22 protein-coding genes are annotated in these 21,799 nt (G+C 53.0%); 10 read left to right on the top strand and 12 right to left on the bottom strand.

The features are described 5' to 3' along the window. Positions 1–17 precede the first annotated feature (17 nt). Together yiaB and yiaA are read left to right on the top strand one after the other, a co-directional pair. On the top strand, positions 18–386 hold the full coding sequence (gene yiaB / locus BZK42_RS13120) for an inner membrane protein YiaB (RefSeq protein WP_080859289.1): 369 nt from the start codon (positions 18–20) through the stop codon (positions 384–386). Then, the gene (gene yiaA / locus BZK42_RS13125) at positions 387–824 is read left to right on the top strand and encodes an inner membrane protein YiaA (protein WP_080859290.1); all 438 of its coding nucleotides are present in this window, start codon (positions 387–389) and stop codon (positions 822–824) included. Positions 825–864: 40 nt separating this feature from the next. On the opposite strand, the gene BZK42_RS13130 is transcribed toward yiaA, so the two are convergent. Further along, positions 865–1,860 (bottom strand): acyltransferase, encoded by a 996-nt coding sequence (locus tag BZK42_RS13130; protein ID WP_080859346.1) that lies wholly within the window; start codon positions 1,858–1,860, stop codon positions 865–867. Between the two features lie 173 nt (positions 1,861–2,033). Here BZK42_RS13130 and BZK42_RS13135 point away from each other — a divergent pair, with 173 nt between their 5' ends. The 3 genes from BZK42_RS13135 (at position 2,034) to glyS (ending at position 5,428) form a co-directional block, all read left to right on the top strand. After that, positions 2,034–2,342: a YsaB family lipoprotein gene (locus BZK42_RS13135; RefSeq protein ID WP_016154920.1), complete on the top strand. Its 309-nt coding sequence runs from the start codon at positions 2,034–2,036 to the stop codon at positions 2,340–2,342. 95 nt (positions 2,343–2,437) lie between these two features. Next, positions 2,438–3,349 carry a glycine--tRNA ligase subunit alpha gene (gene glyQ / locus BZK42_RS13140; protein ID WP_001168551.1) on the top strand — a complete coding sequence of 304 codons (912 nt, stop codon included), beginning with the start codon at positions 2,438–2,440 and terminating at the stop codon, positions 3,347–3,349. Positions 3,350–3,358: 9 nt separating this feature from the next. Beyond that, complete coding sequence (gene glyS / locus BZK42_RS13145; RefSeq protein ID WP_080859291.1) at positions 3,359–5,428, top strand: glycine--tRNA ligase subunit beta; 2,070 nt, start codon at positions 3,359–3,361, stop codon at positions 5,426–5,428. 64 nt (positions 5,429–5,492) lie between these two features. Here the strand turns inward: glyS and cueP are convergent, their stop codons facing one another. The 3 genes from cueP to BZK42_RS13160 form a co-directional block, all read right to left on the bottom strand. Next, positions 5,493–6,032 (bottom strand): copper-binding periplasmic metallochaperone CueP, encoded by a 540-nt coding sequence (cueP, locus tag BZK42_RS13150; protein WP_046275781.1) that lies wholly within the window; start codon positions 6,030–6,032, stop codon positions 5,493–5,495. 187 nt (positions 6,033–6,219) lie between these two features. Next, entirely contained in the window at positions 6,220–6,432 is a 213-nt protein-coding gene (gene cspE, locus BZK42_RS13155; protein ID WP_000014594.1) for a transcription antiterminator/RNA stability regulator CspE, read from the bottom strand. A gap of 279 nt (positions 6,433–6,711) precedes the next feature. Next, positions 6,712–7,002 (bottom strand): HTH-type transcriptional regulator, encoded by a 291-nt coding sequence (locus BZK42_RS13160; protein WP_016154916.1) that lies wholly within the window; start codon positions 7,000–7,002, stop codon positions 6,712–6,714. Positions 7,003–7,382: 380 nt separating this feature from the next. Here BZK42_RS13160 and BZK42_RS13165 point away from each other — a divergent pair, with 380 nt between their 5' ends. Next, entirely contained in the window at positions 7,383–8,093 is a 711-nt protein-coding gene (locus tag BZK42_RS13165; protein WP_016154915.1) for a DUF3053 domain-containing protein, read from the top strand. 58 nt (positions 8,094–8,151) lie between these two features. On the opposite strand, the gene ghrB is transcribed toward BZK42_RS13165, so the two are convergent. The 6 genes from ghrB to BZK42_RS13195 all read right to left on the bottom strand — a co-directional run bounded on the left by ghrB (position 8,152) and on the right by BZK42_RS13195 (position 14,071). Further along, on the bottom strand, positions 8,152–9,126 hold the full coding sequence (gene ghrB / locus BZK42_RS13170) for a glyoxylate/hydroxypyruvate reductase GhrB (RefSeq protein WP_016154914.1): 975 nt from the start codon (positions 9,124–9,126) through the stop codon (positions 8,152–8,154). Positions 9,127–9,148: 22 nt separating this feature from the next. Continuing rightward, positions 9,149–10,429, bottom strand: a complete 1,281-nt coding sequence (locus BZK42_RS13175; protein WP_003827389.1) for an MFS transporter — start codon at positions 10,427–10,429, stop codon at positions 9,149–9,151. A 70-nt stretch (positions 10,430–10,499) separates the two neighbouring features. Continuing rightward, positions 10,500–11,438, bottom strand: a complete 939-nt coding sequence (locus BZK42_RS13180) for a sugar kinase (RefSeq protein ID WP_046275780.1) — start codon at positions 11,436–11,438, stop codon at positions 10,500–10,502. A gap of 3 nt (positions 11,439–11,441) precedes the next feature. Further along, the gene (locus BZK42_RS13185) at positions 11,442–12,191 is read right to left on the bottom strand and encodes a sugar phosphate isomerase/epimerase family protein (protein ID WP_016154912.1); all 750 of its coding nucleotides are present in this window, start codon (positions 12,189–12,191) and stop codon (positions 11,442–11,444) included. A 99-nt stretch (positions 12,192–12,290) separates the two neighbouring features. After that, entirely contained in the window at positions 12,291–13,307 is a 1,017-nt protein-coding gene (locus BZK42_RS13190) for a LacI family DNA-binding transcriptional regulator (RefSeq protein ID WP_005133828.1), read from the bottom strand. 101 nt (positions 13,308–13,408) lie between these two features. After that, complete coding sequence (locus BZK42_RS13195) at positions 13,409–14,071, bottom strand: OmpA family lipoprotein (RefSeq protein ID WP_016157720.1); 663 nt, start codon at positions 14,069–14,071, stop codon at positions 13,409–13,411. Positions 14,072–14,230: 159 nt separating this feature from the next. Between BZK42_RS13195 and BZK42_RS13200 the strand changes: the two genes are divergently transcribed. After that, positions 14,231–16,564 carry a molybdopterin guanine dinucleotide-containing S/N-oxide reductase gene (locus tag BZK42_RS13200; RefSeq protein ID WP_080859292.1) on the top strand — a complete coding sequence of 778 codons (2,334 nt, stop codon included), beginning with the start codon at positions 14,231–14,233 and terminating at the stop codon, positions 16,562–16,564. Here BZK42_RS13200 and BZK42_RS13205 read toward each other — a convergent pair. Next, positions 16,533–16,973, bottom strand: coding sequence for an N-acetyltransferase (locus tag BZK42_RS13205; protein WP_016157718.1), 441 nt, complete (start codon positions 16,971–16,973; stop codon positions 16,533–16,535). The two genes, BZK42_RS13200 and BZK42_RS13205, sit on opposite strands and share 32 nt — an antisense overlap. Further along, entirely contained in the window at positions 16,963–17,532 is a 570-nt protein-coding gene (tag, locus tag BZK42_RS13210) for a DNA-3-methyladenine glycosylase I (RefSeq protein ID WP_046275777.1), read from the bottom strand. Before tag ends, BZK42_RS13205 begins: the two co-directional genes overlap by 11 nt. A gap of 159 nt (positions 17,533–17,691) precedes the next feature. Between tag and BZK42_RS13215 the strand changes: the two genes are divergently transcribed. The 3 genes from BZK42_RS13215 (at position 17,692) to eptB (ending at position 21,752) form a co-directional block, all read left to right on the top strand. Beyond that, positions 17,692–18,393 carry an autotransporter outer membrane beta-barrel domain-containing protein gene (locus tag BZK42_RS13215; RefSeq protein WP_016154907.1) on the top strand — a complete coding sequence of 234 codons (702 nt, stop codon included), beginning with the start codon at positions 17,692–17,694 and terminating at the stop codon, positions 18,391–18,393. 251 nt (positions 18,394–18,644) lie between these two features. Beyond that, positions 18,645–19,847: an L-lactate MFS transporter gene (locus BZK42_RS13220; RefSeq protein ID WP_016154906.1), complete on the top strand. Its 1,203-nt coding sequence runs from the start codon at positions 18,645–18,647 to the stop codon at positions 19,845–19,847. A gap of 210 nt (positions 19,848–20,057) precedes the next feature. Beyond that, positions 20,058–21,752 carry a kdo(2)-lipid A phosphoethanolamine 7''-transferase gene (gene eptB, locus BZK42_RS13225; RefSeq protein WP_080859293.1) on the top strand — a complete coding sequence of 565 codons (1,695 nt, stop codon included), beginning with the start codon at positions 20,058–20,060 and terminating at the stop codon, positions 21,750–21,752. Positions 21,753–21,799: the final 47 nt, after the last annotated feature.

The raw sequence follows: 21,799 nt of genomic DNA on the forward strand, positions 1-21,799 counted from the left end.
TGGATAAGGAGGTCCCAATGAAGACGACAAGGCTGTTGCCATGGATATTATTCTTCTCTGGTGCATTGATTTACGTTATTGGCTTATGGCGGGCATGCCCGTTATTGAGTAGCAAAGGTTTTTTTTTCGCTGTGCTGATGACGGGAATGTTTGTGACGTACGTTTATCAGCGTGCAGAAAATCTCAATCAGAACGATGAACACTTCGCCTCTGTATGTCAGATGGTGGCGCTCATCACGGTAGGGGTGCTGTTGGTGGGCGTATTGAATGTCCCATTATCACCCCTCGAAAAGGGGCTGTTCCCGCTGGCATTCATCGTATGTTTACTGGGGCAAGTTTTACTCATGCGTTCAGCAGAATATTTATCTAAAGGACCGGAACTCTAAATGGAAAACAGGATATCAACTTATTCACCGGCATTTAGTATTGTGTCATGGGTCGCGCTTCTCGGCGGCATTGTGGTTTATCTGCTGGGGTTGTGGAATGCCGATATGCAGTTGAACGAAAAGGGGTATTACTTTGCTGTTTTGGTGCTTGGTTTGTTTTCTGCTGCGTCGTATCAAAAGACGGTACGGGATAAATATGAGGGGATCCCGACTACGCCGATTTACTACATAACCTGTCTTGCCGCGTTTATTATTGCGGTTGCATTGTTGGTTATCGGTTTGTGGAATGCCACGCTGCTGCTAAACGAGAAAGGGTTTTACGGCCTGGCCTTCTTTTTGAGCCTGTTTGGTACCGTTGCGGTGCAGAAAAATATCCGTGATAGTGGCTTTGAGCATCCAAAAGAAACGCTGGCAGTCGCAGACGATTTTACGGAGTGATCGTATGCCCTCGATGGTTACCGATCGAGGGCTTTTATTGTTAGCTCACCAGTCTGCGCGTATCGATGCGCTGTAACAATACAGACAACAGTAAACTTCCCGCCAGCGTGGCGCTAAAAATCCACAGCATATCCAGCGGCGGCCAGTTTTTGAGTTCTACACCGTTGGTGCGTAGCGCGTGAATGATCAGCGCATGAAAGCCATAAATGCCCAGGGAGTGGCGGGAAATAAGGCCCAGTACCGGCAGAGTGCGCGTACTGAGCGTATTTTTGACCAGCGTCAGGAGGGAGGTAGCACAAATAAACACCGCCGGGCCGCAATAGAGATACCAGGTATCGGCAAAATTGCCTCGCCAACGCAGTTCATGCAACGTGCCTCGAGAAATAATAAACACTGCGGTGATAAACAACGCCGCACAGAGCCAGGTAAGCGCGCGCTTGTGCGTATCCATCATACCAATCGCTCGGCCTAGCATACCGTACACGATGTAGTAGAACGTGTCGCCACTGATGTACAGGTTGATGGGAAGCCACTCAAAACCGCCAATTTTTTGTGAGACGGTATTGGGATTGGCAATCACCCCAATCACCACCATAAGTGCCAGCAGCATCTTGCCGCTGATATTTTTTACCTGTATCAGCGGGGAAACCAGGTAGATTACGGCGATCGCGAAGAAAAACCACAGGTGATAGAACACCGGCTTTTGCAGCAGGTTTTTCAGCGACAGCTCAGCGTTGATCGAGGTAAACAGCAGGATGTAGGCCAGCGCCACGCTGCTGTAAAACAGGATGCAGAGCGCAATGCGCATGAAATGGCGCGATTTGGCGCTGCGCTCGCCAAAAAACAGATAGCCGGAAATCATAAAGAACAACGGGACGCTGACGCGAGAGGCTGAATTGAGCACATTGGCCAGATCCCAATTCAATGGGCTGACGCTTTGCGCATTGGTGATGTACCAGGTCGTGGTGTGGATCATCACAACCATGAGACAGGCTATCCCGCGCAGGTTATCAATCCAGAATATTTTGGGCTGCATCAGTTCCTCTGTATCCATTAAAAAAAGTCTGACCGAAAATTTGCGAGCGTAGCTCACTGGAAAAATCCGAGTTCTTACGCTAAAGCTTGAGATGGTCTGATGAGATTCTCAAAATAGCATCCGTTTCCAGACACTTAATAATAAGACTGACCAGCAAACCAGGCGGTAATAAAATGATGATGAAGTATTTCTTTTCCGCGATCGTTACCCTTTTACTGGTTGCGTGCGCCGACACCCAGCCGCCTGCACCCGCGCAGAAGGCGCAAAAGATCAAAGTCAGTGCAACACGTTCGCTGGATATGGAGTCACTATGTAAAAATGAGGCGGCACAAATCTACAACACTGGAGTGCAGAAAATTGATATCTCCGGTCTGGAACAATTTCAGGGCAGCTATGAGATGCGTGGTTCTACCTTCCGTAAAGAGAGTTTTGTCTGCTCTTTTGATGCAGACGGGCAGTTTTTACACCTTTCCATGCGCTAAGTTCCCCCTTTTTCCCGTTTCGTACTGTATATCTTGCAGCCAGCGGGTATACTGACCGCTTCCTTTAAATCCACACGTATCCAGCACGAAATAATATGCAAAAGTTTGATACCAGGACCTTCCAGGGCTTGATCCTGACCTTACAGGATTACTGGGCTCGCCAGGGCTGCACCATCGTTCAACCATTGGACATGGAAGTCGGCGCGGGGACATCTCACCCAATGACCTGCCTGCGGGCGCTGGGGCCGGAACCGATGGCGACTGCTTATGTGCAGCCTTCTCGTCGTCCGACCGACGGCCGCTATGGCGAAAACCCGAACCGCTTACAGCACTACTATCAGTTCCAGGTAGTGATTAAGCCGTCTCCGGACAACATTCAGGAGCTGTACCTGGGTTCTCTGAAAGAGCTGGGTATGGACCCGACCATTCACGATATCCGTTTCGTAGAAGATAACTGGGAAAACCCAACGCTAGGTGCCTGGGGTCTGGGTTGGGAAGTGTGGCTGAACGGCATGGAAGTCACGCAGTTCACCTACTTCCAGCAGGTTGGTGGTCTGGAATGTAAACCAGTGACCGGGGAAATTACCTACGGTCTGGAACGTCTGGCCATGTACATTCAGGGCGTAGACAGCGTTTACGACCTGGTCTGGAGCGACGGCCCGCTGGGTAAAACCACTTACGGCGACGTGTTCCATCAGAACGAAGTGGAGCAATCCACCTACAACTTCGAATACGCCGACGTGGACTTCCTGTTCACCTGCTTCGAGCAGTACGAGAAAGAAGCGCAGCAGCTGCTGGCGCTGGAAAATCCGCTGCCGCTGCCTGCGTATGAACGTATTCTGAAAGCCGCCCATAGCTTCAACCTGCTGGATGCGCGTAAAGCCATCTCCGTCACCGAGCGTCAGCGCTATATCCTGCGTATTCGCACCCTGACCAAAGCAGTGGCAGAAGCTTACTACGCTTCCCGTGAAGCCCTTGGCTTCCCGATGTGCAACAAAGACAAATAAGAGGCGGCCATGTCTGAGAAAACTTTTCTGGTGGAAATCGGCACTGAAGAGCTGCCACCAAAAGCACTGCGCAGCCTGGCTGAGTCCTTTGCTGCGAACTTTACCGCGGAGCTGGATAATGCTGGCATCGCGCACGGCAACGTGGAGTGGTTCGCCGCGCCGCGTCGTCTGGCGTTGAAAGTCGCTGCCCTGGCTGAAGCACAACCCGACCGTGAAGTAGAAAAACGCGGCCCGGCCATTGCCCAGGCGTTTGACGCCGAAGGTAAACCGAGCAAAGCGGCCGAAGGTTGGGCGCGTGGCTGTGGCATCACGGTTGATCAGGCTGAGCGTCTGACCACCGACAAAGGCGAGTGGCTGCTGTATCGCGCGCATGTGAAAGGCGAAAGCGCTGAAGCGTTGCTGCCGAATATGATCGCCACCTCACTGGCGAAGCTGCCGATCCCGAAACTGATGCGCTGGGGCGCGTCTGACGTTCACTTCGTGCGTCCGGTTCACACCGTGACGCTGCTGCTGGGCGATAAAGTTATTCCGGCAACTATTCTGGGTATTCAGTCCGATCGCGTGATCCGCGGGCATCGCTTTATGGGCGAGCCGGAGTTCACCATCGATAATGCCGATCAGTACCCAGAAATTCTGCGTGAGCGCGGCAAAGTGATTGCGGATTACGCTGAGCGTAAAGCCAAAATCAAAACCGATGCCGAAGACGCGGCGCGTAAAATTGGCGGCAACGCCGATCTGAGTGAAAGCCTGCTGGAAGAAGTCACCTCGCTGGTGGAATGGCCGGTCGTGCTGACCGCGAAGTTCGAAGAGAAATTCCTCGCTGTTCCGTCCGAAGCGCTGGTTCACACCATGAAAGGTGACCAGAAGTACTTCCCGGTATACGCGAACGACGGCAAATTGCTGCCGAACTTTATCTTCGTTGCCAACATCGAATCCAAAGACCCGCAGCAAATCATCTCCGGTAACGAGAAGGTGGTTCGTCCGCGTCTGGCGGATGCCGAGTTCTTCTTCAATACAGACCGTAAAAAACGTCTGGAAGACCATCTGCCGCGTCTGCAAACCGTGCTGTTCCAACAGCAACTGGGTACGCTGCGCGACAAGACTGACCGTATCCAGGCGCTGGCGGGCTGGATTGCTGGTCAGATTGGCGCTGACGTTAACCACGCAACGCGTGCTGGCCTGCTGTCCAAGTGCGACCTGATGACCAACATGGTCTTCGAGTTCACCGATACCCAGGGCGTGATGGGCATGCACTACGCGCGTCACGATGGTGAAGCGGAAGATGTCGCTGTGGCGCTGAACGAGCAGTATCAGCCGCGTTTTGCCGGTGATGACCTGCCGTCTAACCCGGTTGCCTGTGCCGTGGCGATTGCCGATAAGATGGACACACTGGCGGGTATCTTCGGTATCGGTCAGCATCCGAAAGGCGACAAAGACCCGTTTGCGCTGCGTCGTGCCGCGCTGGGCGTACTGCGTATCATCGTTGAGAAGAACCTGAATCTGGATCTACAAACGTTGACCGAAGAAGCGGTTCGTCTGTATGGCGACAAGCTGACTAACGCCAACGTGGTGGATGATGTGATCGACTTTATGCTCGGTCGCTTCCGCGCCTGGTATCAGGACGAAGGTTACACCGTCGATACTATTCAGGCAGTACTGGCGCGTCGTCCGACTCGTCCGGCTGATTTCGACGCACGTATGAAGGCGGTTTCGCACTTCCGTACGCTGGACGCCGCGTCCGCGCTGGCTGCAGCGAACAAGCGTGTATCGAACATCCTGGCGAAGTCTGAAGAGACGCTGAATGACCGTGTAAATTCGGCAACGCTGAAAGAGCCGGAAGAAATTGCGCTGGCGCTGCAGGTTGTGGTGCTGCGCGATAAGCTGGAGCCTGTCTTTGCAGCTGGTCGTTACCAGGAAGCGCTGGTTGAGTTGGCGGAACTGCGTGAACCGGTTGATGCGTTCTTCGAGAAAGTGATGGTCAACGTGGAAGATAAAGATCTGCGTATTAACCGTCTGTCTATGCTCGCAAAACTGCGCGAACTGTTCCTGCGCGTAGCGGATATTTCTCTGCTGCAGTAACGTTCCTGAGCTGACTTAGAAAAAGCCGGATAAGCATTGTGCCATCCGGCTTTTTTGTATGTTGTTAGCGCAGCTGTAATTTTGTCAGACAGGTCTGGCTGTCTTCCATCGTCTTGATGGGATACTCCGCCGTTTTACCGTTGTAACTTACCGCGATTGTGCCTGCCATATTGCGCGGTAACCATACCCCGACGAAGCCATTTCGACCGCTCTTCATCACTTTTTGTACCACCACCTCACCCTTGTTATCCGTCACTTTGACATTGAATGCCTTCTCCGGCATTTCGCCCTGGCAGCCAGAAAGGCTGTGGTTGAAGCAAGGATGTGTTTGCCATTCATAGGGGGCAAATGACAGATAGAACTTGTCACCGAGCGGTAGGGTATAAATCTGATCGCCCGAAGAGAGCTTCAGTTCGGTACTGGTGATAGATGCTGAGTACGGCAGCGGGCGGTTCTGCGGCGACTGGTCAATGGTCTCGACGATTTGCTCGACGGATTTACCGCTGAGCCCGTGTTCCGCCAGAAAAGCAGCTTCCGGAGTTGCTGCGAACGCGCTACCGGTTGTGAGCAAACCTAAAACCAGCAGCAGTGAGGATTTCGACATAGCTTCAATTCCTTGTGAATGTTGTGGAATACAGACTGGCTCACTATAAAGCTTGCCCTTAGGGAAAGGTCAAAGGGAGGACGGGTAAAGTAATGCAAAGAAGCGTTTGGGCGGGGAGTCTTGCGAAGTACAGATAAAAAAAATCCCCGCCGTTTGGCAGGGATTCAGAATTTTGAGCTTTTTAAGCTTACAGGCTGGTTACGTTGCCAGCTGCCGGGCCTTTAGCGCCGCTTTCGATGGTGAAGGAAACTTTCTGACCTTCGTCCAGAGATTTGTAGCCATCGTTCTGGATAGCAGAGAAGTGTACGAACACGTCTTTAGAGCCATCGTCAGGAGTGATGAAGCCGAAACCTTTGTCAGCGTTGAACCATTTTACGATACCAGTCATTTTACCGGACATAGTGTATTACCTTTTAAAAAATAAGTGTGCCTTTCGGCGATATGGCGTGCTTTACAGATTTTTTAACAGTAAAGGAAATGCTCACTACGAAGGGTATCAACGATAACTCTTGAAGGGACTTGCCTTACTAACTGCTGTAATGGTCTGTACGTCAAACCGTTGAGGGCATTAACTCATTTTACGCATGTGGATGCAACTACTATTTTCTTTTTTGTGGATAACCCCCTTAAGGGAACGGCCCTTTTACAGGACCGTTCATAAGTAAAATTGAAAAATAGTTCAATCCATCAGTTGCTTACTTAATCTTGGGTCTGCCTGAATCAGGCGCATTAACTTCAATTCGGTATTGGAAGGCTTTACGCGTTTAGACTCCCATTCATGAATCGTCGCGACCGTCACGCCCATCACCCGGGCAAAATCATCTGTTTTTAAACCTGTCCCTCGTCGTAGCTGTTCAAATTCGGTGAAAGGGTTGGTTTTTTGCGTCAGAGTAACCGTCTGCGATACATCTTTAAAAACAATCTGCTCCAGACTGCTCAGCAGTTCAAACATAGGATCTTTGTATTCCATTGAGAACTCCTACAAATCACACAGCGGGATCGTGAATTTCATCGAAGCTCATTAAGAGTAGTCGGAAAAAATGAAGCCGGATTTTAGGTTTGTGTGATGGATTCGTTTCAGCGGATCGGGGTCGACAATCTTTTGCAGGCTAACGAACTGATAAAGGTCGGGATCTGCGAACGATCGATCCCAATTGTAAAGATGACTAAAATATGACGTCGTGTGGTAAATGGCGCATTGTTTAGCAAAACGATGGGTGGCGGGAGCGGTTATTTTCCCCCACAAGATTACGCGGAAAGGGTATCTTGCGGGGCTGACCTGGACTATCCTTGTCAACGTCAGGCACGCGGGTGTCGTTGTGCGCATTTTTGGGTGAAAGGAGTATTAAAATGGCGACAGGTAAGTCCTGCTCTCGCTGGTTTGCGCCTGTTTTGGCGCTCTTAATGGTAGTTGGCCTGAGTGGGTGTTTTGATAAAGAAGGCGATCAACGCAAAGCGTTTATCGATTTTCTGCAGAATACTGCAATGCGTAGCGGAGAGCGTTTACCAACGCTGACCGCCGATCAGAAAAAACAGTTTGGCCCGTTTGTGTCCGATTACGCGATTCTGTATGGCTATTCGCAGCAGGTTAATCAGGCAATGGACTCCGGTCTGCGCCCGGTGGTTGATAGCGTAAATGCGATTCGTGTTCCTCAGGATTATGTGACTCAGCGTGAACCGCTGCGTCAGGCAAATGGTGCGTTGGGCGTATTAGGGCAACAGTTGCAGAATGCGAAACTGCAGGCAGATGCTGCGCATGGCGCGCTGAAGCAGGGCGAGGATCTGAAGCCGGTCTTTGACCAGGTCTACAATAAAGTCGTCACTGTACCTTCAGAGGCGCTACAGCCGCTGATCCCTGCCGCGCAAATCTTCACGCAGCAGTTAGTACAGGTTGGTGATTTTGTGGCACAGCAGGATACGCAGGTGAGCTTTGTCGCTAACGGTATCCAGTTCCCAACTTCACAGCAGGCAAGTCAGTACAACACGCTGATTGGCCCGTTGGCCTCTCAGCATCAGGCATTTAATCAGGCCTGGACTGCTGCGGTGAATGCCGCTCAGTAATGAAGGCGCTGTAATACATAAAAGGCCGGGTAAGCGTAAGCGCTACCCGGCCTTTTGTTTATGGCGCGACCTGCGGGTTCACGCAATTCTTCTCAACGCGTCCTTGCAGCGCATCGATTAAGTTATCCACCGCACAGGCCGCCATGTTATAGCGCGTTTCATGCGTCGCTGAACCTATGTGCGGTACGGCTACCACGTTTGGCAGCGCCAATAACGGTGAGTCTGCCGGTAATGGCTCCTGCTCAAACACATCCAGGCCTGCGGCATGAATTTCCCCGCTTTGCAGGGCGGCAATCAGCGCTTTTTCATCGACCACTGGCCCACGCCCGGCGTTAATGAAAATGGCGGAGGACTTCATTTTGGCAAACTGTTCGGTACTAAACAGATGATGCGTTTCTGCGGTTAACGGCAGGATAAGGCAGACAAAATCGGACTCCTGCAACAGCGTATCGAGGTCGCAGTAACGCGCGTTGAAGCGTTCTTCCGCCTCCTGGTGATGACGGCGCGCGTTATAAAGAATCGGCATGCTAAAACCAAAATGCGCGCGTTGCGCCAGCGCCAGACCAATACGGCCCATGCCGACAATCCCCAGCGTTTTGTGGTGTACATCCGTACCAAACCAGTCCGGCCCGATACTTTTGGTCCATTCGCCAATTTTCACCCGTTCAGCAACTTCTACTACGCGGCGAGCTGTGCTTAACACCAGCGCCATTACCGTATCGGCGACAGTTTCCGTCAGCACGGTTGGCGTGTGCATCAACAGCACCTTGCGCGCGTTGAGGGCATCGACGTCGAAGTTGTCATAGCCTACGGAAATCGTGGATGTCGCACGTAGCCTGGGCATTCTCTCCAGTAGGGCGGTATTGACGGCTTCACTAGAACCCAGCAGACCTTCCGCGTTGGCAAAAGCCTCGGCGTGCTGTGCGACCGTTTCCGGGCGCAGGTTAGGCACATGAGTCACAGTAAAATGCTCTTCCAGGCGATGCAGTAAATCGTCAGGTAACGCTTTATAGAGAATAATGGACGGCTTCATGCGAATCTCCGTAAGTTAAAATTTAAGCGTGGCGTGCGCCAATAGGTAATTGCTGATTATTAGCAGGCTTAACAATTAAAGTTAGCCATACTGAGACAAAAAGCGCTACCCCCATAAAAATGTACGAGGCGGATGGGCTGCCGGTTGCGCCATTGAGGTAGCCGACAAACCATGAACCAAAGAATGAGCCTAGCGCGCCCATGCTGTTAATCAGCGCCATTGCACCCCCGGCGACGTTGCGCGGCAGCATTTCCGGGATGATGGCGAAGAAGGGGCCATATGGGGCGTACATTGCCGCACCCGCAATAACTAACAGCGTGTAAGAAATCCAGAAGTGGTCTGCACCCACGGCCCAGGAGCCGATAAAAGCGAAAGCGGCTATCAATAACAGCGGCCAGACAAACAGTTTACGGTTTTGCAGCTTATCGGAGGCCCAGGAGACGAGGATCATCGCTGCCGTCGCCGCCAGATAAGGTACGGATGACAGCCAGCCAACCTCTACCATGCCCAGATTTGCGCCGCCGTTGCGGATAATCGACGGTAGCCACAGGACAAAACCATAGACGCCAATACTCCAGGCGAAATACTGCATGCACAGCAGGATGACGTTACGTGAGCGGAAGGCCTCGCTATAGTTACGCACGGCTTTGATGCCTTGCTGCTCTTTTTCCAGTTGCGCCTGAAGGGCGGCTTTTTCAGATTCTGACAGCCAGCCGACCTGAGACGGTTTGTCTTTTACCAATACCCACCAGCAGAACGCCCAGATGATGGCCGGGAAGCCCTCGATGATAAACATTTCCCGCCAGCCCAGCGCCTGAATCAGATAACCGGAAACCACAGACATCCACAGGACGGTAACCGGGTTACCGAGGATCAGGAAAGTGTTAGCGCGCGAGCGCTCGGATTTCGTAAACCAGTTGCTGATATAAATCAGCATTGCGGGCATCACCGCGGCTTCAACGACGCCAAGAATAAAGCGGATGGCGGCAAGCATTGGAATATTGCTGACCATACCGGTTAACGACGCGCATGCGCCCCAGAGGATCAGACAGACAAAAATCAGTTTTCGTACGCTGCGCCGTTCTGCGTAAATCGCGCCTGGGATCTGAAAGAAGAAATAGCCGAGGAAAAACAGAGCGCCCAGCAGGGAAGAGATCCCTTTGGTAATGCCGAGGTCCTCGTTGATACCGGCGGCGGAGGCGAAGCTGAAGTTCGCACGGTCAAGGTACGCCAGGCTATACGTGATAAACACGATTGGCATAATGTACCACCAGCGTTTTGCTGCATTAGTTGAGCTATTCATAGACTGCCCTCTGGTTATGCTGATACGCCGCCTCTGTATGTAGGGTACAGAGACAGAGTTGGCCGGGAGTTTATTCCCCTAATTGTTCACGTGTGGGTAATCCTTCGCTGTCGCCCTGAACCTGAATGGCCAGTGCGCCGATTTTATTGCCGCGGGTCACCGCCTGATGCAGCGAACGGCCTTCCAGCAGGGCGCTGATAACGCCTACGGCAAAGCCATCGCCTGCGCCGACCGTATCGACCACGTTGTCGACTTTTACCGGTGCAACGCAACCTTGTTCACCGCTGGCTGTTTTGTACCAGGCACCATCAGCCCCGGTTTTGATGATCACGGCCTTCACCCCGTGGCGCAGATAAAAGTCGGCGATGGCTTCAGGCGTCTGTTGGCCGGTTAAAATCATCCCCTCTTTTAATCCAGGTAAAACCCAGTCAGCCTGGAATGCCAGCCGGTTCAGTTTTTCCACCATTTCGGCTTCGCTTTTCCACAGTACCGGACGCAAATTTGGGTCGAACGAGATGGTCTTCCCCTGGGCTTTCAGCGTGCGGGCGGTGTGCGCCAGTAGTTCATAGGAACTGGCAGAAAGCGCCGCCGCCACGCCGCTCAGGTGCAAGTGGCGCGCGCTGGCGAAATAGTCCTCGTGATAATCCTCAACGCTGAGGTGGCTGGCGGCGGACCCTTTGCGGAAATACTCCACAATGGGATCGGTTCCATTTTCGACCTTAGATTTAAGCTGAAAGCCGGTAGCGTAACGCCCGTCCTGGGTAACTCCCTGCGCATCTATCCCTTCTTTTTCCAGCGACTTAACGATAAAACGACCAAAACTGTCGTTGCCTACGCGGCTCACCCAGCCGACCTTCAGGCCCAGACGAGCAAGACCGGTCGCCACGTTGAGTTCAGCGCCTGCAACGCGCTTGATAAACTGCTCTACATCCGTCAGTTCGCCGGTTTGCGTGGCGACAAACATCGCCATCGCTTCACCAATAGTGACCGCATCCAGTGAATTTTTCATGTGTTACTCCTCGCGTAACAGCTCGACGTAGTGGCGGGTAACCGCCGTCAAATCCTGCCCTTCCAGGGGGAACTCAATACCGCGCGGAACATCGTTGGGCAGCGTTTTTAACAGCGCCAGCCAGCGTGAATCTGCTTCATCAGGCGGTACGGCACGGTAGCTATCGCGATGCGTAACTGCGGCTTTGACATGGATATATCCGACGGTTGGCGCCAGGTTCTGCGCGGCCTGTTCCGGGGAGTCGCCAACCCACAGCCAGTTGCCCATATCGAAAGTCAGAGATATCGGCAGGTTTTGCGTCTGACAGGCTTCATTAAAGCGTTGCATCGGCTGCAGGCGTCCGCAGGCGGTCTGATCGTTTTCCACAACCAGCTCCATGCCGCTGTTGTCCAGCCATTCACGTAAATCGTCGAACTGTTCGGTATGGGAAAAATGACCGAGAGAGACTTTTAACCACAGCGCCTGTAGGGCCTGCGCTTCTTCGAGGAGCTGCGGAAGTCGGGGATTCAGGTTCCCATCCTCAAGGAATAACGGTTCAGGCGCTGAATAACAGGCCAGCAGGCCGAAGAGTTCGATTGCAGAGGCCATTGTGGACAGCGTTTTCAGCTCGGCGTCGGTTAATAACTCGCGGCGGATTTCGACGCCGTCAGCACCGGCTTCGGCAATGATGGGCAACATTGCCGTTTGCCCGCCTGCGGCCCGCACCTGGTCGTAGCCGTAGGCGGCGGTAACCACCATAATTTTTCTTTTCATGGAAACTCCAGACTAGCATTCTTGTTATAACGCTAGATGGAACCGGTTCCAAAGAAAAGCTCATGATGTCGAATTTATGATCACCATCACGAAGGAAATTTAACGGGCGGTTGAGCCGCGCACGATCAGCTCGCCGGAGAATACCTGTTCCTGAATGGCAGCAGAGCCGCCATCAATTCGGCGTACAACCTGCTCAACGGCGGTGTAGCCAATCTGCCATGTGGGTTGTTTCAACGTGGTGATACCGACGCCCGCCAGCTCCGCCCATTCCAGTTCGTCAAAACCGAGCAGGCCGATATCGCTGCCCCAGTTAAGGCCAATGCGCTTCAGGGCGCGGGCAACCTGCAGCGTGAGAGCGCCGTTGGCAGAGATAACGGCTTTGCGCATCCCCCGATGCTGCTGGTGAAACTGGCGCAGCGTGTCATCCAGTTGCGTATTGTCCGTTAGCGGGACTTCGGCATTTTGCGCGATAACGCCGGGGTACTGTGCGAGCGTGGCGCGAAAAGCGCTCAGGCGTTCGCGGCGGGTATTCACCATGCCCAGCGGTTCGCTGAGGAACAGGATGGCTTCAAAACCTTGCTCGACCAGATGTTCAGTGGCAACCGTTGCCGCCTGGGTGTTATCCAGCCCGACCATATCACAGGCAAAATCGGGGATTTTACGGTCAATCAGTACCATCGGTAGCGCAGACTGTTGCAGGCGGTTCAGCCCCTCTTCGCGCATTCCAACGGCGTTGACCACAATCCCTTCGACCTGGTAGCTGCGCAGCAGGTCGAGATAATGCAGCTCCTGATCCACTTCGTTGTTGGTGTTACACACCAGCGGGGTAAAGCCCTTATCGCGACAGGCGGCTTCAATCCCGCTTAACACGTTGACGGAGTAGGGATTAGTAATATCGGCGATGATCAGACCAATCAGACGGGTACGACCGTGTTTCAGGCCTCTTGCCATCAGGCTGGGACGGTAGTCGAGATCGGCAATGGCTTGTTCAATGCGGGCCAGTAGCGCGTCGGAAAGCAGGTGCTTTTCACCGTTGAGGTAGCGTGAAATGCTGGTCTTGCCGGTTTTTGCGGCTTTCGCCACATCGCTGATGGTTGCCCGTGTTGATTTGCTCATCGCTGATTTCCCTAAATTTGGTGACAACACCTTAACGCGAAAATCAACGATGGCAAGTGCTTCATGCCGGATAAGACGCTGCCATTATCCGGCACAAAACGTTACTGGAGCGGGCTTAAGGTGATCTCTACGCGGCGGTTTTGTGCTTTACCTTCCGCCGTGCTGTTACTGGCGATCGGGTTTGCCGGGCCCATACCCTGAGTGCGGATACGGTTAGCGGCGACGCCTTGAGTGATTAAGGCGCTGGCCACGGAGTCCGCGCGCTGTTGCGACAGGCGCATATTCAGATCCTGACTGCCGGTGCTGTCGGTGAAGCCGAGCACGTTGACGGCGGTTTTATTGTACTCTTTCAGTACCATTGCCACGCCTGTCAGGGTGTTGGCACCCGCAGGTTTCAGGTTGCTGCTGTTGCTGTCGAAGGTGACGTTATTTGGCATATTCAGGATGATGTTATCGCCACTGCGCGTCACGCTGACGCCCGTTCCCTGCATTTTGTCGCGCAGTTTTGCTTCCTGCACGTCCATGTAATAGCCGACACCGCCGCCAACGGCCGCGCCAGCCGCCGCACCAATCAGCGCGCCTTTGCCGCGATCTTTCTTCGAAGAAGAGAGTGCGCCAATACCCGCGCCGACCAGAGAGCCAATACCCGCGCCAATGCCGGATTTACCCGCTTCGCGTTCGCCGGTGTAAGGGTTTGTTGTGCAGCCAGAAACCGCCAGGGCGCCGCTCACGATGGCAGCAATAACAAAAACACGTTTCTTCATCTTAATTCCTTAATGACTTTTTCTTCTTTGCCACAGCGACCGTGGCGGTTGATTATGACGTGTGAACATGAAGAAAATTCCAGGGAAGACTCTGAAATTTGTAAGTAACATTGAACGGCATAATAAATAAGCCGTCACATCGCATTCAGGAGCGCCATCTTGGCTAATTCACCCGCACATTACTCGGTGTTAACCGCCGCCCACTGGGGACCTATTCTCGTCGAAACCGATGGCGAGACGGTTTTCTCCTCTCGCGGCGCGCTGCCCACCGCCCATCCCAACTCTTTGCAAACCGTGGTGCGCGACCAGGTACACAGTAAAACGCGGGTACGTTTTCCCATGGTGCGTAAAGGCTTTCTCGCCTCGCCGGATAATCCGCAGGGAGTGCGCGGGCAGGATGAATTTGTTCGTGTCAGTTGGGACGACGCGCTGAATCTTATCCATACGCAGCATAAACGCATCCGTGACAGCTACGGGCCGGCCTCGATTTTTGCCGGTTCCTACGGCTGGCGTTCCAACGGCGTGTTACACAAAGCCGCAACCCTGCTACAGCGTTATATGGCGCTGGCGGGCGGTTATACCGGGCATCTGGGGGATTACTCGACAGGCGCTGCGCAGGCCATCATGCCGTACGTGGTGGGCGGTAACGAAGTTTACCAGCAGCAGACCAGTTGGCCGGTGGTGCTGGAGAACAGCGAAGTGGTGGTGTTATGGAGCGCCAATCCGCTGAATACCCTGAAAATTGCCTGGAACGCCTCCGACGAGCAGGGCCTCGCTTACTTTGAGGCACTGCGTGGCAGCGGGAAGCGGTTGATCTGTATCGATCCGATGCGATCGGAAAGCGTCGATTTCTTTGGCGAGAAGATGGAATGGATCGCTCCGCATATGGGGACCGACGTGGCGCTGATGCTGGGTATCGCGCATACGCTGGTGGAAAACGGCTGGCACGACGCGGACTTTCTCGCCCGGTGTACGACCGGATATGACCGTTTTGCCGACTATCTGCTGGGCAAATCTGACGATGTTGCAAAAACGGCAGAATGGGCCGCTGAAATTTGTGGTGTTCCGGCGGCGAAAATACGTGAACTTGCGGCGATATTTCACCAAAACACCACCATGCTGATGGCGGGGTGGGGTATGCAACGCCAGCAGTATGGCGAGCAGAAACACTGGATGATTGTCACGCTGGCCGCCATGCTCGGGCAAATCGGGACGCCTGGCGGCGGCTTTGGGCTGTCGTACCATTTTGCCAACGGCGGCAACCCAACGCGCCGTGCTGCGGTGCTGGCTTCAATGCAGGGCAGCGTTAAAAACGGTACCGACGCGGTAGATAAAATCCCGGTGGCGCGAATTGTTGAAGCGCTGGAGAACCCCGGTGGTTTTTATCAGCACAACGGTATGGACCGCCATTTCCCGGACATCCGTATGCTGTGGTGGGCGGGCGGCGCCAACTTCACCCATCATCAGGACACCAACCGTCTGATTCGCGCCTGGCAAAAACCGGAGCTGGTGGTTATCTCGGAGTGTTTCTGGACAGCCGCAGCGAAGCATGCCGATATCGTGCTGCCGGCGACGACGTCTTTTGAGCGTAATGATTTGACCATGACCGGCGATTACAGCAACCAGCATCTGGTGCCGATGAAGCAGGTTGTATCGCCGCAGGCTGAAGCGCGAAATGATTTTGATGTCTTTGCCGAGCTGAGTGAACGCTGGGAGAAGGGCGGATATGAGCGATTTACCGAAGGCAAAAGCGAGCTGGAATGGCTGGAGACTTTTTACAACATTGCCGGGCAGCGTGGGGCTAGCCAGCAGGTGACATTGCCGCCATTCACCGAGTTTTGGCAGCGGAATGCGCTGATCGAAATGCCGGAAAACGCCGCCAGCGCGGAGTTTATCCGTTTCGCGGATTTTCGCCGCAACCCACAGGCGCATCCGCTGAAAACGGACAGCGGTAAAATTGAAATCTACTCCGCGAGGATTGCCGGTTACGGTTACGCGGACTGTGCGGGGCATCCGATGTGGCTGGAGCCGGATGAGTGGTTCGGTAACGCCGAGCCGGGCCAGTTACAGCTGCTTTCCGCCCATCCGGCGCACCGTTTGCACAGTCAGCTAAATTACAGCGCGTTGCGCGAACAGTATGCGGTAGCGGATCGTGAGCCCGTCACGATTCATCCGCAGGATGCCAAAGCGCGCGGTATTGCGGATGGCGACACGGTCAGAGTGTGGAACCAGCGTGGGCACGTTCTGGCGGGAGCGGTCGTGACGACGGGAATTAAACCCGGTGTCATCTGTATTCATGAGGGCGCCTGGCCTGATTTGGATCTTGCCGCCAACGGTATTTGTAAAAATGGCGCCGTCAACGTGCTGACCAAAGATCTCCCCAGCTCGAAGCTGGGGAATGGCTGTGCGGGCAACACTGCGCTGGCGTGGCTCGAAAAATACAGCGGACCAACGTTGACGCTTACGGCGTTTGATCCGCCTGCCAGCCCATAATCCACGTGGGATGGTGAGTCTCTTCCTGCCATGCGCCATCTTCAATGCGAAAACCCAGCGCATGGTAGAAGTTCACCGCTGATTGATTCTTCTGGTAGACCTCGAGGCTGAGTAACGAAAAGCGCTGCTGTACATGCTGCACCAGCGCTTTGCCGATCCCGCTTCTGATGGCGGCAGGCGCGACGAACAGCGCGCCGAGAAAGCGGTCGTCAATGACGCTGGCAAAGCCTTTGAGCACCCCTTCTTCTTCCCATACCCAGGTTTGTGCGGCTGGCAGGTAAACATCCCGCACGATGGATTCACTTTCGCGCCAGTAGCGTTCTTCGATAAACGGATGGGCATGGATCGTGCTTTCCATCCACAGCGCCAGAATCGACGGTAGATCGTCAGCCTTTGATTCACGAATCATGTTGTTCTCCCGGGTAACAGATACAGGTGGTGACATGGTCGTTGACCAGGCCGCATGCCTGCATAAAGGAGTAACAAATGGTGGTGCCGACAAACTTAAATCCACGTTTTTTTAACGCTTTAGACAGTGCATCTGACGCAGGTGTAGAGGTGGGAATATCGCTCAGGTTGGCGGCGCGGGTCACTTGCGGTTGGTTATCAACAAATGACCAGACGAACTCGCTAAACGATTCTCCGTTTTGCGCCATGGTCAGAAAGGCGCGAGCGTTGCCGATAATGGCCTGAATTTTTCCTCGATGGCGAATAATGCCGGCATCCAGTACCAGTCTTTCCACATCCTCTTCGGTCATGGCCGCCACTTTTTCCGGGTCAAAATGGTGGAAGGCGTGGCGATAATTTTCCCGTTTCTTTAGCACGGTGATCCACGATAAACCGGCCTGTTGGCCTTCCAGACAGATCATTTCGAACAGCTTGTTGCCATCTGTTTCGGGGACGCCCCATTCCTTGTCGTGGTAGGCAATGTAAAGTGGGTCCTGGCTGACCCATCCGCAACGCTGCATATTCTTCCTCGCTGTTTTTACTGGCGTAAAAATTTCATTCGGCCCGCCTTGACGCGCCAGCTAAAAAGACAATATTTAATACAGGGCCTGATGGGCCCGATATCCTTCACACAATGACAATAATATCGCCGAATTCGGCTCTTTTCTGGAGTCGCGTTGATGATTATAAGAAACAGTAGTGGTCGCCAAAGGTTAACTCTGGCGAGCGTCGTAGTTTGTGCGCTGTTCATCAATACAGCATATGGCTGGCAACAAGAATATATCGTTGATGCGATGTCAGGGCATACGGCTGAACGTTATACATGGGACAGCGATCACCAACCACGTTATAACGACATTCTGGAAGAACGTATTCGCTCCACTCAAAACGTGGCGGGTCCCGTGGTGAATCTGGCGGATGAAACGCCTATGGATGCGACCAGCGGCATGAGTATGGGCTGGAACTTTCCGCTTTCAAGGCAGGTGATGACCGGTCCGGTGGCCGCGCTGCATTATGACGGTTCGACCACGTCTACTTACAACGAATTTGGCGATAGCGTGACGTCGGTAACGCAGAACGATCCGCTGTGGCATGCCAGCGTCAGCACGTTAGGCTGGCGAGTCAATTCTCAGTTCGGTGATGTGCGACCATGGGCGCAAATCAGCTATAACCAGCAGTTTGGCGAGAATATCTGGAAAGCGCAGTCGGGCCTCAGTCGCATGACGGCGGCGGGTCAAGACGGTAACTGGCTGGATGTTACCGTTGGCGCAGATATGCTGTTGAACCGGCACATGGCGGCTTACGCGGCGCTTTCGCAGGCGGAAAATAGCACCAATAACAGCGACTATATGTACACCATGGGAGTGAGTGCCAAATTTTAACGCAAACAATCATCATATAAACATCTCCGTTACATATTGAGAACAGCAATCACACGCCCCTCAGCGATAGCGTGTACTAACTCTTACGATAAAATCCAGTAACCCGACTTTTTGTCTCGTCATTCATTCCGCATTCCAGGCATTTCATTCCGTCCTGGTGGCATTTCATGCCGTTTTCTCCTGGCCATAAAAGCGCTTCGGTATGGTTGTTGGCAGAGAATTTCCCATTTTGCTTATGCAGGAAGACTGCCATGAAAACTTCTGATTATCAGCGCACTCGCTGGCTAACACTGATCGGCACGATTATTACCCAATTTGCTTTAGGTTCTGTTTATACCTGGAGCCTGTTTAATGGCGCGCTCTCTTCTAAGCTCGATGCGCCGGTAAGTCAGGTGGCATTTTCCTTTGGCCTGCTGAGCCTCGGGCTGGCGATTTCCTCTTCCGTTGCCGGCAAGCTGCAGGAACGTTTTGGCGTGAAACGCGTCACCATGGCCTCCGGTATTTTACTCGGCGTCGGTTTCTTCTTAACCGCCCATTCCAACAGCCTGATTATGCTGTGGCTGAGCGCCGGTGTGCTGGTTGGTCTGGCGGATGGTGCAGGTTACCTGTTAACGCTTTCCAACTGCGTAAAATGGTTCCCTGAGCGTAAAGGGCTGATTTCCGCCTTTGCCATCGGTTCTTATGGCCTTGGCAGCCTCGGTTTTAAATTTATCGACAGCCAACTGCTGAGCACCGTGGGCCTGGAAAAAACCTTCATGATTTGGGGCGCAATCGTACTGGTGATGATCGTCTTTGGCTCCACGCTGATGAAAGATGCGCCGAATCAGGAAGTGAAAGCGAAGAATGGCGTAGTTGAGAACGACTACACCCTGGCGCAGTCCATGCGCAAACCGCAGTACTGGATGCTGGCAGTCATGTTCCTGACGGCGTGTATGAGCGGTCTGTACGTCATTGGCGTGGCGAAAGATATCGCACAAAGCCTGGCGCATATGGATGTGGCGACGGCGGCGAATGCGGTTACCGTCATTTCTATCGCGAACCTGTCGGGTCGTCTGGTGCTGGGGATTCTGTCCGATAAAATCTCTCGTATTCGCGTGATCACCATTGGTCAGGTTGTTTCTCTGGTCGGTATGGCTGCACTGTTGTTCGCGCCGCTGAATGACGTAACCTTCTTTATGGCAATTGCCTGTGTCGCATTTAACTTTGGCGGTACCATCACCGTATTCCCGTCACTGGTCAGCGAGTTCTTCGGTCTGAATAACCTGGCTAAAAACTACGGTGTTATTTACCTGGGCTTCGGTATCGGTAGCATTTGCGGTTCCATTATCGCCTCGCTGTTTGGCGGGTTCTATGTGACCTTCTGCGTCATCTTTGCGCTGTTAATCATTTCGCTGGCGCTTTCTACCACTATTCGTCAGCCACAACGTAGCGTCTATACCGAGGCGCACGCCTAAATCTATTAGTAGTATGATTAATACCTGGCGCATATATTTACAAAAATTTATGCGCCATTTTCATTCTCTATAAGCACTTTTGCTCCCTCCTGTGGTCTACTTACCCGCGCCCGTAGACATTTCACCTCTGCTGTTGTCGCATTTTTCCTCTGTCAGGTCTGATTGATCGCTGCTCAGGGTTTTTTATCCCGATTTCCAGGGTTTGTTTGCATGAGATACATTAAGTCGATGACGCAGCAGAAACTCAGTTTCTTGCTGGCAATCTATATCGGTTTGTTTATGAACTGTGCTGTATTTTTCCGTCGTTTTAGCGGATATGCGCACGATTTTACCGTCTGGAAAGGACTTTCCGCGGTTGTTGAATTGGCCGGCACTGTGCTGGTGACCTTCTTTTTACTACGACTTCTCTCTTTGTTTGGCCGCCGCGCCTGGCGTGTCCTGGCAACCTGTTTGGTGCTGTGTTCTGCCGGCGCCAGTTATTATATGACCTTCCTGAACGTGGTAATTGGTTACGGTATTATCGCCTCCGTAATGACCACGGATATTGATTTATCGAAAGAAGTCGTCGGCTGGCATTTCATCGTGTGGCTGGTTTCGGTCAGTATTATTCCCTTGGTGCTGATTTGGAGTAACCGCTGCCGCTACACGTTGATGAGACAAATTCGTACACCGGGCATGAGGTGGCGTAGCGTAGCGGTGGTTTTGTTAGCTGGCCTGATGGTATGGGTACCAATTCGCCTGCTGAGCATGCAACAGAGAAGCGTGGAGCGAGAAACTGGTATCGATTTACCCAGCTATGGCGGGGTTGTGGCGAACTCTTATTTGCCGTCAAACTGGCTCTCTGCGCTGGGTTTGTACGCCTGGGCACAGGTGGATGAATCCTCAGACAACAAATCGCTGATGAACCCGGCGAAGAAATTTACCTATGTTGAGCCCAAGAACCTCGACGACACCTATGTGGTCTTTATTATCGGCGAAACCACCCGCTGGGACCATATGGGGATTTTTGGCTATGAGCGAAATACCACGCCAAGGCTCGCCCAGGAGAAAAACCTGGCCGCGTTCCGTGGATATTCCTGTGACACAGCGACCAAGCTTTCGCTGCGCTGTATGTTTGTGCGTGAAGGTGGGGCGGAAGAAAACCCGCAGCGTACCCTGAAAGAACAAAACGTCTTTTCCGTGCTCGGTCAGTTAGGGTTCAAGACAGACCTCTACGCGATGCAAAGCGAGATGTGGTTCTACAGCAATACCATGGCGGAGAACATCGCTTACCGAGAGCAGATTGGCGCAGAGCCGCGTAACCGTGGCAAGAACGTTGACGATATGCTGTTGATTACCGAAATGCAGCAGTCTCTGCAACCGACTGATGATGATGGCAAACGTCTGATTATTCTGCATACCAAAGGTTCGCATTTTAACTACACGCAGCGCTACACCCGCGAATATGCGCAGTGGAAGCCGGAGTGTGTCAATGTGGATAGCGGTTGCTCGAAAGCCGAGATGATTAACTCTTTTGATAACTCGGTAACCTATGTAGATCACTTTATTACCAAAGTGTTTGATCAACTGCGGGATAAGAAAGCGATAGTGTTCTACGCCGCCGATCACGGTGAGTCGATTAACGAGCGTGAGCACCTGCACGGTACGCCGCGTAAAATGGCTCCGCCAGAGCAGTTCCGCGTTCCAATGCTGGTGTGGATGTCAGACAAATATCTGGAAGACCCAGACCATGCGAAGGCGTTTGCACACCTGAAGCAAGAAGCGGATATGAAGGTGCCGCGTCGTCATGTGGAACTGTACGACACTATTTTGGGTTGCCTCGGTTATACCTCGCCAAATGGCGGTATTAACGAGAATAATAACTGGTGCCGTATCCCGGACGCGAAGAAGGTTACGGCTCAGTAATTGGGCTGCTGACTTTCTCGCCGATCAAATGGCATTTTGATACTAAG

The sequence above is a fragment of the Citrobacter braakii genome (assembly GCF_002075345.1).
In the GTDB taxonomy this organism is placed as follows: domain Bacteria; phylum Pseudomonadota; class Gammaproteobacteria; order Enterobacterales; family Enterobacteriaceae; genus Citrobacter; species Citrobacter braakii.

Bases quoted from the DNA above. Each gene is read 5' to 3' on its own strand.
- yiaB (WP_080859289.1), top strand. From the start codon at position 18: ATGAAGACGACAAGGCTGTTGCCATGGATATTATTCTTCTCTGGTGCA.
- yiaA (WP_080859290.1), top strand. From the start codon at position 387: ATGGAAAACAGGATATCAACTTATTCACCGGCATTTAGTATTGTGTCA.
- BZK42_RS13130 (WP_080859346.1), bottom strand. From the start codon at position 1,860: ATGCAGCCCAAAATATTCTGGATTGATAACCTGCGCGGGATAGCCTGT.
- BZK42_RS13135 (WP_016154920.1), top strand. From the start codon at position 2,034: ATGATGATGAAGTATTTCTTTTCCGCGATCGTTACCCTTTTACTGGTT.
- glyQ (WP_001168551.1), top strand. From the start codon at position 2,438: ATGCAAAAGTTTGATACCAGGACCTTCCAGGGCTTGATCCTGACCTTA.
- glyS (WP_080859291.1), top strand. From the start codon at position 3,359: ATGTCTGAGAAAACTTTTCTGGTGGAAATCGGCACTGAAGAGCTGCCA.
- cueP (WP_046275781.1), bottom strand. From the start codon at position 6,032: ATGTCGAAATCCTCACTGCTGCTGGTTTTAGGTTTGCTCACAACCGGT.
- cspE (WP_000014594.1), bottom strand. From the start codon at position 6,432: ATGTCCGGTAAAATGACTGGTATCGTAAAATGGTTCAACGCTGACAAA.
- BZK42_RS13160 (WP_016154916.1), bottom strand. From the start codon at position 7,002: ATGGAATACAAAGATCCTATGTTTGAACTGCTGAGCAGTCTGGAGCAG.
- BZK42_RS13165 (WP_016154915.1), top strand. From the start codon at position 7,383: ATGGCGACAGGTAAGTCCTGCTCTCGCTGGTTTGCGCCTGTTTTGGCG.
- ghrB (WP_016154914.1), bottom strand. From the start codon at position 9,126: ATGAAGCCGTCCATTATTCTCTATAAAGCGTTACCTGACGATTTACTG.
- BZK42_RS13175 (WP_003827389.1), bottom strand. From the start codon at position 10,429: ATGAATAGCTCAACTAATGCAGCAAAACGCTGGTGGTACATTATGCCA.
- BZK42_RS13180 (WP_046275780.1), bottom strand. From the start codon at position 11,438: ATGAAAAATTCACTGGATGCGGTCACTATTGGTGAAGCGATGGCGATG.
- BZK42_RS13185 (WP_016154912.1), bottom strand. From the start codon at position 12,191: ATGAAAAGAAAAATTATGGTGGTTACCGCCGCCTACGGCTACGACCAG.
- BZK42_RS13190 (WP_005133828.1), bottom strand. From the start codon at position 13,307: ATGAGCAAATCAACACGGGCAACCATCAGCGATGTGGCGAAAGCCGCA.
- BZK42_RS13195 (WP_016157720.1), bottom strand. From the start codon at position 14,071: ATGAAGAAACGTGTTTTTGTTATTGCTGCCATCGTGAGCGGCGCCCTG.
- BZK42_RS13205 (WP_016157718.1), bottom strand. From the start codon at position 16,973: ATGATTCGTGAATCAAAGGCTGACGATCTACCGTCGATTCTGGCGCTG.
- tag (WP_046275777.1), bottom strand. From the start codon at position 17,532: ATGCAGCGTTGCGGATGGGTCAGCCAGGACCCACTTTACATTGCCTAC.
- BZK42_RS13215 (WP_016154907.1), top strand. From the start codon at position 17,692: ATGATTATAAGAAACAGTAGTGGTCGCCAAAGGTTAACTCTGGCGAGC.
- BZK42_RS13220 (WP_016154906.1), top strand. From the start codon at position 18,645: ATGAAAACTTCTGATTATCAGCGCACTCGCTGGCTAACACTGATCGGC.
- eptB (WP_080859293.1), top strand. From the start codon at position 20,058: ATGAGATACATTAAGTCGATGACGCAGCAGAAACTCAGTTTCTTGCTG.